9 protein-coding genes are annotated in these 12,430 nt (G+C 67.1%); 4 read left to right on the top strand and 5 right to left on the bottom strand.

All coding sequences use genetic code 11. The features are described 5' to 3' along the window. Positions 1–465: 465 nt before the first annotated feature. Positions 466–1,752 carry an O-acetylhomoserine aminocarboxypropyltransferase/cysteine synthase family protein gene (locus AC5P7S_RS15460; protein WP_053500794.1) on the bottom strand — a complete coding sequence of 429 codons (1,287 nt, stop codon included), beginning with the start codon at positions 1,750–1,752 and terminating at the stop codon, positions 466–468. Between the two features lie 180 nt (positions 1,753–1,932). Here AC5P7S_RS15460 and AC5P7S_RS15455 point away from each other — a divergent pair, with 180 nt between their 5' ends. From AC5P7S_RS15455 to AC5P7S_RS15445, 3 genes are all read left to right on the top strand, one after another. Further along, positions 1,933–2,670: a winged helix-turn-helix domain-containing protein gene (locus AC5P7S_RS15455; RefSeq protein ID WP_005418539.1), complete on the top strand. Its 738-nt coding sequence runs from the start codon at positions 1,933–1,935 to the stop codon at positions 2,668–2,670. Next, on the top strand, positions 2,667–3,956 hold the full coding sequence (locus AC5P7S_RS15450) for an ATP-binding protein (RefSeq protein ID WP_095377240.1): 1,290 nt from the start codon (positions 2,667–2,669) through the stop codon (positions 3,954–3,956). The genes AC5P7S_RS15455 and AC5P7S_RS15450 overlap by 4 nt, the downstream gene beginning before the upstream one ends. Before the next feature lie 140 nt (positions 3,957–4,096). Further along, entirely contained in the window at positions 4,097–4,897 is an 801-nt protein-coding gene (locus tag AC5P7S_RS15445) for a MipA/OmpV family protein (RefSeq protein WP_095377241.1), read from the top strand. 39 nt (positions 4,898–4,936) lie between these two features. Here AC5P7S_RS15445 and AC5P7S_RS15440 read toward each other — a convergent pair whose 3' ends face one another. From AC5P7S_RS15440 to AC5P7S_RS15430, 3 genes are all read right to left on the bottom strand, one after another. Then, entirely contained in the window at positions 4,937–5,482 is a 546-nt protein-coding gene (locus AC5P7S_RS15440; RefSeq protein WP_242441304.1) for a hypothetical protein, read from the bottom strand. 93 nt (positions 5,483–5,575) lie between these two features. Continuing rightward, on the bottom strand, positions 5,576–8,161 hold the full coding sequence (clpB, locus tag AC5P7S_RS15435; protein WP_065178915.1) for an ATP-dependent chaperone ClpB: 2,586 nt from the start codon (positions 8,159–8,161) through the stop codon (positions 5,576–5,578). 181 nt (positions 8,162–8,342) lie between these two features. Further along, positions 8,343–9,164: a DUF3014 domain-containing protein gene (locus AC5P7S_RS15430; RefSeq protein WP_095377243.1), complete on the bottom strand. Its 822-nt coding sequence runs from the start codon at positions 9,162–9,164 to the stop codon at positions 8,343–8,345. Between the two features lie 169 nt (positions 9,165–9,333). On the opposite strand from AC5P7S_RS15430, the gene AC5P7S_RS15425 reads away from it, so the two are divergent. Next, positions 9,334–10,044: a glutathione S-transferase gene (locus tag AC5P7S_RS15425; protein WP_095377244.1), complete on the top strand. Its 711-nt coding sequence runs from the start codon at positions 9,334–9,336 to the stop codon at positions 10,042–10,044. Positions 10,045–10,209: 165 nt separating this feature from the next. Here AC5P7S_RS15425 and AC5P7S_RS15420 read toward each other — a convergent pair whose 3' ends face one another. Continuing rightward, complete coding sequence (locus tag AC5P7S_RS15420; RefSeq protein ID WP_095377245.1) at positions 10,210–11,820, bottom strand: SulP family inorganic anion transporter; 1,611 nt, start codon at positions 11,818–11,820, stop codon at positions 10,210–10,212. Positions 11,821–12,430 lie beyond the last annotated feature (610 nt).

Genomic DNA, 12,430 nt, shown 5'->3' with positions numbered 1-12,430 from the left:
ATGTAAGCTCGGTCGCCGCTTGCTCGTGTGCGCAATCCTGCGCACACGGCAAGACCGGGGTTGGGCGTCCTGCCCAACCCGCCCGAGGCATGCCTCGGGCCCATGCGGCTCACGCCCCCGCAACCGGACCCACCCCGCCTTCGACAATTTCCCGCGATCTGCAGTAGATCCACGCCATGCGTGGATGCTGTTTGATGAACTGTCGGAATGTTCGATTCCGATGGTGATCCATCCACGCATGGCGTGGATCTACCAGGATTGAGGCCGACCGTCGGCACATGGGATCAGATCCGTTCTCCACAGGAAAACGGATCTGACCCCGGAAACAAAAAAATCCCCGGTCGACCCGCATCGACCGGGGATCTGGATCGCCACATTGCCACGCCTTGGAGAGGCAGTTCCACCCTAGCGCATCGCGTGGCCGGCGGTGATCGCCTGTGGCGATGACGACCAAGCGCGTGGCTATCAGGCGGCGGCCAGGGCCTGCTCCAGGTCGGCGCGCAGGTCGCCGATGTGTTCGATGCCGATCGACAGCCGCACGGTGTCCTCGCTGACGCCGGCCTTGGCCAGCTCCGCAGCATCCAGCTGGCGATGGGTGGTCGAGGCCGGATGGGTGGCCAGTGACTTCGCATCACCCAGGTTGACCAAGCGGGTGAACAGCTTCAGGGCATCGAGGAAGCGCGCGCCGGCTTCACGGCCGCCGGGCAGGCCGAAGGTCAGTACGCCCGAGCCGTGCCCACCCAGATAGCGCTGCGCGGCGGCATGCTCGGGATCGTCGGCCAATCCCGCGTAACGCACCCAGGCGACCTTGTCGTGCGCCTTCAGGAACTGCGCGACGGCCAGTGCATTGGCGTTGATGCGCTCCATGCGCAGGGCCAGGGTCTCGATGCCCTGCAGGATCAGGAACGCATTGAACGGCGACAACGCGGCACCGGTATTGCGCAGCGGGACCACCCGCGCGCGGCCGATGTAGGCCGCCGGCCCCAGTGCTTCGGTATAGACCACGCCGTGGTAACTGGGGTCGGGTTGGTTGAGGCGGGCGAAACGCTTCGGCTGCGCCGCCCAGTCGAAGCGGCCGGAGTCGATGATGGCACCGCCGAGGCTGTTGCCGTGGCCACCCAGGTACTTCGTCAGCGAGTGCACGACGATGTCGGCACCGTGCTCGAACGGGCGCAGCAGGAACGGCGTGGCCACGGTGTTGTCGACGATCAGCGGCACACCCGCGGCATGCGCGACCTCGGCAATGGCGGCGATGTCGGTGACGTTGCCGCGCGGGTTGCCGATCGATTCGACGAACACCGCCTTGGTGCGCTCGTCGATCAGCGCGGCGAACGCAGAAGGATCGGCCGGGTCGGCGAAGCGCGCCTGGATGGCATACTGCGGCAGCGTGTGTGCCAGCAGGTTGAGGCTGCCGCCATACAGCGCGCTGGAGGCGACGATGTTGTCACCGGCCTCGGCGATGGTCTGGAGGGCATAGGTGATCGCGGCCTGCCCCGAGGCCAGCGCCAGCGCACCGATGCCACCTTCCAGTGCGGCCAGGCGTTGCTCCAGCACGTCGGTGGTAGGGTTCATGATGCGGGTGTAGATATTGCCGGGCACCTTCAGGTCGAACAGATCGGCGCCGTGCTGGGTGTCATCGAAGGCATACGCCACGGTCTGGTAGATCGGCACCGCCACCGCGCGGGTGGTCGGGTCGGGACGGTAGCCGCCGTGCACGGCCAGGGTTTCCAGTTGCCACTGCGGTTCGCTCATTGCACCAGGCTCCATCCGGGGAAACCGCCACCATAGGCCAGCCCGCGCCCGCCACTGAAAGCCACTGGCGATGACGCCCGTACCGGCGGTTATCAGGTTGGCCGCGATTCAGGCAGTCGTCATGGGGCGCTGCTAGGCTGCGCCGCCGGGCGCTGCTGCCCGGGCACGGAGGCCCCACCCATGCAGCCATCGCCCTGGCATCCCACCACCAGCAGTTCGCCTACGTCGGTCATGCTGGTAGAGGACGACCGTCGCCTGGCCGAACTGGTGAGCGACTACCTCCACCAGCATGGCTTCGCTGTGCAGCACATCGCACGCGGCGACCTGGCCGGCGCCGCCTGCCGCCAGCACGCGCCGGAGCTGGTGGTGCTGGACCTGATGCTGCCCGGCCTGGGCGGCATCGACGTGTGCCGCCAGATCCGCAGCTTCTCCGATGTGCCGATCCTGATGCTGACCGCCTGCGAGGACGACATCGAACAGGTGCTGGGCCTGGAATCGGGCGCCGACGACTATGTGCACAAGCCCATCGAACCACGCCTGCTTCTGGCCCGCCTGCGCGCCCTGCTGCGCCGCCGCCACGGCAGCAGCAACACCGGCACGCCCAGCCGGCTGATGCACGGCGAACTGCTGATCGACCGCATGCAGCGTGAGGTACACCTGCACGGTGCCACGGTGGACGTGGGCACCACCGAATTCGAGATCCTGTGGCTGCTGGCCAGCCAGCCGGGGCAGATCCTGTCCCGTGACCAGATCCTGCAGGCGGTGCGCGGAATCGGTTTCGACGGCCTGGACCGCAGCGTTGACGTCTGCATCGGCAAGCTGCGTCGCAAGCTCGGCGACGATGCGCGCGAGCCGCGGCGGATCAAGACCGTGTGGGGCCGCGGCTACCAGTTCAATCCGTCGGCCTGGACGGCATGAAGCGGCTGTTCCTGTGGCTGTGGTTCATCACCGGCGCCTGTTTCCTGGCCTCGGTGTTCTTTCTCAACCGGGTGCTCGACAGCATCTATACGCCCGTGCAGGATCGCGTTTTCGTCCAGCAGGTGCGCGGGCAGGTGTACGCCCTGCGCAGCGGCCTGGCCGGCCTGGACGGTAGCCAGCAGCGTGAGCGCCTGCAGCGGTGGCAACCGCACTATGGCATCGCATTGACCCTGCTCGACAAGCCTCCCGCGCTGACCCCGCAGGAACAGGCAGCCGTGCAGGCCGATGGCTTCATCGTGCGCGATCAGTACCAGCAGGTCCTGCTGCCCATCGAAGGCATCGATGGTCGCTGGTTGCACCTGCGCGTGCCTGGCGCGGTGCAGATGACCACGTACATGACCATCGCTGCCTACCTCAGCATCCTGCTGCTGGTCGGCGCCAGCCTGTACGCCTGGGTACGCCTGCTCTGGCGCGATCTGGATGCCCTGCGCGTGCATGCCGACCGCATCGGCGCCGGCGATCTGCAGGCACGCGCGCAGGTTTCGCCACGCTCGCAGATCCGGGTCATCGTCGACCATTCCAACCGCATGGCCGCGCGCGTGGCCGAACTGGTACAGCGCCAGCGCGACCTGACCCATGCGATCTCCCACGAACTGCGTACGCCGATCGCGCGCGTGGCCTTCGGCCTGGACCTGATGCAGGACAGCGATGACCGCGAGCGCCGCGAACGACTGGCGCAGGGCCTGCATGGCGACCTGGCCGAGCTCAACCGGCTGGTCAGCGAACTGCTGGCCTACGAACGGCTGGAGCATCCCAGCGAGGGCGAACCGATGCAGCGGATCGAAGCCAACGACTGGCTGCAGGCCTGCCTGGCCGATGCCCGCCGCGATGCCGAACGTGCCGGCCTGGTGCTGCGCGTGCAGCCCAGCGCCCTGCCTCGGCTGGAAGCGGAACCGCGCCTGCTGCAGCTGGCGCTGAGCAATCTGGTCGGCAATGCCCTGCGCCACGCGCGCTCGCAGGTGGACGTGTCGCTGGTGAGTGTGGGCGGGCGCGCCTGCCTGCGCGTGGACGACGACGGCCCCGGCATCGCCGAGGCTGACCGCGAAAAGGTGGTCCGCCCGTTCACCCGCCTGGATGACAGCCGCAGCCGCGACACCGGCGGCTTCGGCCTGGGCCTGGCGATCGTCGGCCGCATTGCCGCACGCCACCACGGCGAACTGCGCATCGGTCGCGCCGCCCTCGGCGGCGCACGCCTGGAAATGCACTGGCCGCTGGCTGCCAGCTGAACGCCCACGGGCGCAATTACAGTTGATTACAACTCCCGCACAACTGCAGACGGATCGGTCGCCGGCGTATCGCCACGCTAGCGACCCTGCAGCACTCGCCGGATGCGCGCGCTGCTTTCCTCCCATTGTCGAGAGTTTCCATGTCCCAGCTTCGCCGTTCCCCCGCCCTGCTCCACTTGGCCCTGTTGCCGCTGTTCGCCGCCCCGATCGCCCACGCCAAGGATGACCACTGGACCTTCGAGCTCGCCGCCGGCGGTGGCGTGGCGCCGCGCTACAGCGGCAGCGAGGAGTACCGTGCGACGCCTTCGCTGTCCTTCGATGTCACCTCGCCGGGGGGCTGGTTTCTGGGCACCAGTGGCATCGGCTGGGGCACGACCCTCGGCGAGCACACCCGCGTGCGCGCCTATGTCGGTGCCAGCGGTATCCGCAGGGACAAGGATTCGCTGCTCGGCGGTTCGGACTTCCTGCGCGGCATGGGCGATATCGATACCCGTCCCCTGGTCGGTGTCTCGGCTGGATATACGCTGGGCGAGGCCGTGCTGAGCGGCTCCTGGCAGTTCACCCGCAAGGACGAGGACAAGGCTGAGAATGGACTGGCTACCCAGCAGATCCACCTGAACCTGAGCCTGCCGCTGTTCGACCTGGCCGGTGGCGTGGTCAGCGGCAGCGTCTCCACCGACTACGGCAACCGTGGCTACATGCAGACCTGGTACGGCGTCAGTCCGGAACAGGCCGCGCGCACCGGCTTTGCCGAGCACAAACCGAAGGCGGGCCTGGTCAGCGCCGGTGTCGGCCTGAAGTGGAGCCACCGCGTGGGCCGTAATGGCAACTGGTACATCTCGGCCGAAGGCACGCGCCTGCTCGGCGATGCCGCCGACAGCCCGATCGTGCAGAAGGCCAACCAGTTCGGCGTGATGAGCGGCTATACGCACCGCTTCTGATGCATGAAGGGCGCCGCGGGGCGCCCTCTTTCGCTGCGATCAGTGGCAGGCTTGTGCGGCGCCGCTGCCGCACAAGCCGACCTCGCGCAGCCAGCCGATCCACTGCACGACGTCGTCCTTCTCCGGCTCGGCGCGGAACGACTTCTGCACGGTGTGGAAGCCCTGCCTGCCCTGCATGCCCTTGATCCAGGTGAACTCCGGTTTGCCGGTGCCGGGGTTCAGCGGGCAACTGAGCATCAGCAGCGCGAATGGCCGTCCGCCCTCCTCGCCTTCGCGGATCCAGTGGCTCTGCGCTGCCGGACAGGCCACGCGCCACCCCGCCTCGATGATGCCGAGGAACTCGCGCGGACTCACATGGCCACTGTTCGGCGCATCATTGACAGTGACCATGTCGGTCCAGTCCTGCACGGTCTGGCCCTGCGGCACGTACTCGGTGATGCGGTTGCCTTGTGCGTCGGTGCTCTGGTGGGCCTGCTGGTAACCCTTCATCGGCGGCAGCTGGACCTGTTCGACGGCTGCAGCGTGTCCAGAAACAGCAGCGAGCGCCAGCGCCATGCAGAGTGAAACCCTTCGGGTAACGTCCATGCGGTTCTCCTCGTCCTTGCGAAAGTGAAACGGGTTCATTGTGCCTTGCCAGGACTTTGGTGGCGCGCCAGCCAGGGCAGGCGCGCCACCGGTTCAAGCCTTGGCGAAGACCAGGCGTCCCCCGTCGTTGCCGACTTCGATGGTGTCACCGTTGACGAAGGCACCGGACAGGATCTGCTGCGCCAGCGGATTCTCCAGCTGCGACTGGATCGCGCGCTTCAGCGGGCGCGCGCCATACACCGGGTCGAAGCCGACGTTGCCGAGCAGATCGAATGCCGCATCGGAGACCGCCAGCTTCAAACCGCGCTCGGCCAGGCGCTTCTCGAGCCCGCGCATCTGGATGCGTGCGATCTGCTTGATCTGCTGCTTGTCCAGCGGGTGGAACACCACGATGTCATCCAGGCGGTTGATGAACTCCGGACGGAAGTGCGCCTGCACCACGCCCATCACTGCTGCCTTCATCTGCGTGTAGGCCTCCGGGCTGTCGTCGCTGCTCATGTCCTGGATCTGATGCGAGCCCAGGTTCGAGGTCATCACGATGACGGTGTTGCGGAAGTCCACCGTGCGGCCCTGGCCGTCGGTCAGGCGGCCATCGTCCAGCACCTGCAGCAGGATGTTGAACACATCCGGATGCGCCTTCTCCACCTCATCGAGCAGGATCAGCGAATACGGGCGACGACGCACGGCCTCGGTCAGGTAACCGCCTTCCTCGTAGCCGACGTAGCCCGGGGGCGCACCGATCAGGCGGGCGACGCTGTGCTTTTCCATGAACTCGCTCATGTCGATGCGGATCATCGCGTCGGCACTGTCGAACAGGAACTCGGCCAGCGACTTGCACAGCTCGGTCTTGCCGACGCCGGTCGGGCCGAGGAACAGGAACGAGCCGGCCGGACGATTCGGATCGGACAGGCCGGCACGCGAGCGGCGTACCGCATCGGAGACGACCTTGATCGCCTCTTCCTGGCCGACCACACGGTTGTGCAGCACTTCTTCCATGCGCAGCAGCTTGTCGCGCTCGCCTTCGAGCATCTTGTTGACCGGGATGCCGGTCCAGCGCGAAACGACCTCGGCGATCTCCTCATCGGTCACGCGGTCCTGTACCAGCTTGAAGTCCTTGTGCTCGGCTTCCTGCGCGGCGGCCAGCTGCTTTTCCAGTTGCGGCAACAGGCCGTACTGGATTTCGCTCATCTTGGCGAAATCCTGGCGGCGCTGCGCAGCTTCCAGCTCCAGCTTGGCCTGCTCGACCTGTTCCTTGATCTTGGTGGCGCCCTGCAGCGCTGCCTTCTCCGACTTCCAGATTTCATTGAGGTCGGAGAACTCGCGCTCCAGCCCGTCGATATCGTTCTCCAGGTCGGCCAGGCGCTGCCGCGAGGCTTCGTCCTTTTCCTTCTTCAGCATCTCGCGCTGGATCTTCAGCTGGATTACCCGGCGTTCCAGGCGATCCAGCTCCTCCGGCTTGGAATCGATTTCCATGCGCAGTCGCGAGGCGGCTTCGTCCATCAGGTCGATGGCCTTGTCCGGCAGCTGGCGGTCGGTGATGTAGCGGTTGGACAGCGTGGCGGCAGCCACGATGGCCGGGTCGGTGATTTCCACACCGTGGTGCACGGCGTACTTTTCCTTCAGCCCGCGCAGGATCGCGATGGTGTCCTCCACCGTGGGTTCGCCGACGAACACCTTCTGGAAGCGGCGCTCCAGCGCGGCGTCCTTCTCGATGTATTTGCGGTACTCATCCAGCGTGGTCGCGCCGATGCAGTGCAGCTCGCCACGCGCCAGGGCGGGCTTCAGCATGTTGCCGGCATCCATCGCGCCATCAGCCTTGCCGGCGCCGACCATGGTGTGCAGCTCGTCGATGAACAGGATGATCTGTCCTTCGTTCTTGGCCAGGTCGTTGAGCACGCCCTTCAGGCGCTCCTCGAATTCACCGCGGAACTTGGCGCCGGCGATCAGCGCGCCCATGTCCAGCGACAGCACACGCTTGCCGCGCAGGCCTTCGGGCACTTCGTCATTGATGATGCGCTGGGCGAGCCCTTCCACGATCGCGGTCTTGCCCACGCCGGGCTCGCCGATGAGCACCGGGTTGTTCTTGGTCCGGCGCTGCAGCACCTGGATGGTGCGGCGGATTTCCTCGTCACGGCCGATCACCGGGTCGAGCTTGCCGCTCTCGGCGCGCGCGGTCAGGTCGATGGTGTACTTCTCCAGCGCCTGCCGCTGCTCCTCGGCGTTCTCCGACTGCACGTTCTCGCCGCCGCGCAGCTTGTCGATAGCCGCCTGCAGGCGGGTCTTGTCGGCACCGGCGGCGCGCAGCGCCATGCCCAGCGTGCCGCCGTCTTCCAGCGCCGCGAGCACGAACCACTCGCTGGCAATGAAGGCATCGCCGTGCTGCTGGGCCAGCTTGTCGGTCTGGTTCAGCAGGCGCCCCAGGTCATTGCCCATCGAGACGTTGCCGGCCTGGCCGGACACCTTCGGCAGTGCATCCAGCGCCTCGGTCAGGCGCTCGCGCAGCACCGGCACGTTCACCCCGGCCTGGGCCAGCAGCGGGCGCGTGCTGCCGCCCTGCTGGTCAAGCAGCGCGCTGAACAGGTGAACCGGTTCGATGATGCTGTTGTCGCGGCCCACGGCCAGCGACTGTGCGTCTGCCAGCGCCTGCTGGAAACGCGAGGTGAGCTTGTCCATCCGCATTGCGAATCCTCATCGGTCATCAGGGCCGGCCCGCGCCGGCGATGCTGGGAAGATGCGGTTGCCCCACCCCGTTTCAAGGGTGGCTGCGACTGCACCCCGAGGCCAGTCAGCCTGCGGCCAGCATGCCGGAACGGGTGTGGTCGGCGCGTTGATCCCGATCAGTTCCGCGCGGTGCGCGGACTCAGCCGGTGATCGCGCTGCGGATCGCCCGCAGCTGCTGCTTGACCGCCCGCGCCTGCGCGGCGTCCATGCGCAACAGCGCCTTCTGGCCTATCGAGCGCGACTGCAGGGTGGAATCGACGAAGCGGTAGCGACCGCGCTCATCACGCTGCACCAATGGCGCCTGCGCAAGTTCCGGGGTCTCCAGCAGATGGTCGATCACCGCCACCAGACGGTCGTTGAAGTAGCCCTCGGGCCGGCCCAGGTCGACGTAGGCCTGCTGGATCAACGGATAGAAGCGCTTGTACGCCGTAGCCGTTGCCGCTGGATCCAGCGCAGTGAAGGCCTGCACATAGGGCGCGTAACGCGCCGAGTTGCTTGCCGCGATGCGTTCCCCGCCCTCGCCAGGCTCGACCTGCAGGTTGCCCGGCAGCGGCCGTGCGGCCAGCGCCGTCGGCGGCACGCTTGGTTTGTCCAGGTTGTCGACCTGGGTGACCAGGCGCTGGATCAGGTGATCGCGCAGCAGCAGGGTCATCGGGCCCTCGCCCTGGAACAGCTGGCTCAATGCGCCCCAGGCAGCCGCATCACTGTCGGCCAACTTGGGCAGCGCCGGGTCAGCGGCGGCCTCGGTGTCCAGCGGATGCCTGATCGGCGGCGGTGCTGGCGCGGGGTCCGCGGCCGCCTGCGGTTGCGGCGGTGCGCTGGTGCTGGCGGGGGTTGAGTGCACCGGCACCGAAGCACCGTCTGCCAGGTGCCTCAGCTGATCGCGGAACAACCAACCGCCCGCGCCGCCGATCACCACCACACCCAGCACCCAGGGCCATACCGCCTTTCCACTCTGCATGATGCAGCACCTCGTTTCACACGCATGGAGAAGGTGTGACCCCACCGGTTCCAGCCGGTTCCCTGCCTGTTCCGCTGCCGTTCGGCTTCGGCCCACGCCAAAGCCGCGCTCACGCCTGCTTTGCGTGCTCCGCGCGACGCTGTGGGTCTTTTCCTGTGGAGGCACCGCCATGCAGTACGCGCTGTACTACTGGACCGGTATCCAGGGCCGTGGCGAGTTCGTGCGCCTGGCGCTGGAAGATGCCGGCGCCGACTACATCGACATGGCGCGGGTGCACGGTGATGCGGTGATGCAACCGTTTCTCGACGGCAGCAGTGACGGGGCACAGCCCTTCGCGCCGCCGTTCCTGAAGGCCGGTCGCCAGGTCATTGCGCAGGTCGCCGCCATCCTGGACTTCCTCGGCCCGACGCTGGATCTGGTGCCGCAGGCCGCATCGCGGCGGATGCAGGCGTTGCAACTGCAGTTGACCATCGCTGACCTGGTGGCCGAGGTGCATGACACTCACCATCCGATCGCCGCATCAAAATACTACGAAGAGCAGAAGACCGAGGCCAAGGCACGTGCCGCGTCGCTGCGCAGCGAGCGCCTGCCGAAGTTCCTGGGCTACTTCGAACGGGTGCTGGCCGCCAACGGTGGCCGCCATGCACTGCGCGAGCATTCCTATGTGGACCTGTCGCTGTTCCAGCTGCTGAGTGGCCTGGACTACATGTTCCCGCGCCGCATGCAGGCACTGGCGTCCGCCGTGCCCCTGCTGCGTGCGCTGCAGGAACGAGTGGCGAAACGACCCAACATTGCCGCCTACCTGGGCTCGGAAAGGCGCCTGGCATTCAACACCAATGGCATCTTCCGCCACTACCCGGAGCTGGACGCCGAGCGGTAGTGCCGGCCGCTGGCCGGCAGAGCGCGCTGTAAGCATTCGCCGCCTCCAACACGCCCCTGTAGAGCCGAGCCATGCTCGGCTCAGAGCAGCCGAGCGCAGGCTGGGCTCTACAGAGCACCAGAAGTGGAAGAAGCGGTAGCGCCGGGCCATGCCCGGCGTCCCCGGTCAATGATCGGTGCCGTCACCCAGCGGCTTCACCGGCTGCTTCTGCAGCGAAAGCAACCCCAGCAGCAACGCCAGAGCCACGTAGGCGCCGGCGAACTGCAAGCTGATGATGCGCGCCAGGCCGTCCAGGTCCCACGGCAGGTAGATGCCGCCGCGCGGATCCACCGAGTGGATCAGGCCGAACAGGGTCAGCACCGCCGCCACCAGCAGGAAGCCGCAGGCACGGCGCAGGCGGCCATCGACCATCGCCGCCACCGCCGAGATCCACAGCATCGAGGTGATGATGAAGCCGTTGCCAAGGGTGAAGATCACCGCCAGCTCCGGCAGGCCGTGGCCGTCGAGCTTGGTCAGCAGCTGGGGCAGCTGATCCGGTGTGATCCAGCCGGGTGCCTTGATCGCCAGCAGGTAGGCCACCGACGGCAGGAAACCGAACACCATCGCGCCGGTATGGTGGCGCGGCGTGGCCTGGAAGGCCTGGGTGGTGATGTCGATGGCCACGTACACGATGATCGGTGCCAGCACCGCCAGCGGCAGCCACTGCACCAGCCCGGAGATGATGCCAAGCATGCCGCCGATGCCGACGAACAGGCCAGTCAGCAGCGTATAGCCGCTGCGCGCGCCCATGTGCTTGTACGCAGGCTGGCCGATGTACGGCGTGGTCTGCGCCACGCCGCCACAGACGCCTGCCACCAGCGTAGCCACCGCTTCCACCAGCAGGATGTCGCGGGTGCGGTAGTCGTCGCCGGCTGCGCGCGCGCTTTCAGAAACATTGATGCCGCCGACCACCATCAGCAGGCCGAACGGCAGCAGCAGCGGCAGATAGGTCATCGCGGTGGGCAGGCCGTCGAGGAAGCCCAGCGTCGGCAGCGGCAGCACCACCTGCGGCGGCACCCACTCCGGTACATGGAAGCCGGGGGCGCCCAGCCCGGCCAGGCCCAGGCCGTAGTACAGCGCGGTGCCGAACACGAAGGCCAGCAGCACGCCCGGGCCTCGCACCGGCAGCTTGCCCTTGGCGATCAGCACATACAGCAGCAGGCCCAGCGTGGTGAAGCCGACCAGCGGCGAGCGCAGCGTCTCCAGCAGCGGCAACAGGCCCATCAGCACCAGCGCGATGCCGGCGATGGAACCCAGCAGCGCGGCACGCGGCAGCGCACGGGTGACTGCTTCACCGAAGAACGACAGAACGAACTTGAGCACGCCCATGATGACCAGCGCCGCCATGCCCAGCTGCCAGGTGGCGATGCCCGCCGCGTGCGGGTCCATGCCCTGCTGCTTGAACGCGATGAAGGCCGGGCCAAGCACCAGCAGGGCCATGCCGATGCTGGTGGGGGCATCCAGGCCGAGCGGCATGGCGGTGACGTCGTCACGGCCGCTGCGTGCGGCCAGCCGGCGTGCCATCAGGGTGTACAGCAGATTGCCTATCAGCACGCCGAAGGCCGTGCCTGGGAACATGCGGCCGAACACCACGTCGGCGGGGAACTGGAAGATCCCGACCAGGGCCATGGCGATGAAGCCGAGGATGGAAAGGTTGTCGACGACCAGGCCGAAGAAGCCGTTGAAGTCGCCGGCGACGAACCAGCGACGCGGTGCGGCGGAAGCGGGAGCGGACATGGAAGGGGCGGTGGGGGTGGGGACCGCCGATGGTAGGCCCAGCGGCGCCTGGGCGCCAATTCCGTCGTGGAATGATGGGTTCCAGCCAACGGCGGGGCCCCTCGTGGCTGGTCGCGGGTAGAGCCGACTGTTAGTCGACTGGCATTGCCAGTTGGGCCGGTCGGGATGGGCTGCGCAGGACACGCCGTAAACCCATCCCTGGGGGCCCGATGGCGCCATCCATGGCGCCAACGGTCCTGCGCAGCCCATCCCGACCGGCCTCCCACAGTTTCCTGCGCGTACCAGCCACGGAAGAGAATCAAAAGATCAAAAGCAAAGGCAGGCTCTCGTTGTAGCGCCGAGCCCACGCTCGGCCGCTGTACGCGAAGCTTCTGAGCCGAGCACGGTTCGGCTCTACAAGAACAATTCGATCATTTCCACGCTATCCACGCATGGCGTGGATCTACCGGCAGATCGCGATGATCTGTCTAAGGCGGGGTGGGTCCGGTTGCGGGGGCGTGAGCCGCATGGGCCCGAGGCATGCCTCGGGCGGGTTGGGCAGGACGCCCAACCCCGGTCTTGCCGTGTGCGCAGGATTGCGCACACGAGCAAGCGGCGACCGAGCTTACAT

The organism is Stenotrophomonas sp. YJH_SMC_32 (genome assembly GCF_059369975.1).
The sequence above is the reverse complement of the archived record's forward strand: the minus strand, read 5'-3'. Positions and strand labels throughout refer to the sequence as shown.

What these genes read in the sequence shown, in the direction of transcription:
- AC5P7S_RS15460 (WP_053500794.1), bottom strand. Translation starts at nt 1,752, where the DNA reads ATGAGCGAACCGCAGTGGCAACTGGAAACCCTGGCCGTGCACGGCGGC.
- AC5P7S_RS15455 (WP_005418539.1), top strand. Translation starts at nt 1,933, where the DNA reads ATGCAGCCATCGCCCTGGCATCCCACCACCAGCAGTTCGCCTACGTCG.
- AC5P7S_RS15450 (WP_095377240.1), top strand. Translation starts at nt 2,667, where the DNA reads ATGAAGCGGCTGTTCCTGTGGCTGTGGTTCATCACCGGCGCCTGTTTC.
- AC5P7S_RS15445 (WP_095377241.1), top strand. Translation starts at nt 4,097, where the DNA reads ATGTCCCAGCTTCGCCGTTCCCCCGCCCTGCTCCACTTGGCCCTGTTG.
- AC5P7S_RS15440 (WP_242441304.1), bottom strand. Translation starts at nt 5,482, where the DNA reads ATGGACGTTACCCGAAGGGTTTCACTCTGCATGGCGCTGGCGCTCGCT.
- clpB (WP_065178915.1), bottom strand. Translation starts at nt 8,161, where the DNA reads ATGCGGATGGACAAGCTCACCTCGCGTTTCCAGCAGGCGCTGGCAGAC.
- AC5P7S_RS15430 (WP_095377243.1), bottom strand. Translation starts at nt 9,164, where the DNA reads ATGCAGAGTGGAAAGGCGGTATGGCCCTGGGTGCTGGGTGTGGTGGTG.
- AC5P7S_RS15425 (WP_095377244.1), top strand. Translation starts at nt 9,334, where the DNA reads ATGCAGTACGCGCTGTACTACTGGACCGGTATCCAGGGCCGTGGCGAG.
- AC5P7S_RS15420 (WP_095377245.1), bottom strand. Translation starts at nt 11,820, where the DNA reads ATGTCCGCTCCCGCTTCCGCCGCACCGCGTCGCTGGTTCGTCGCCGGC.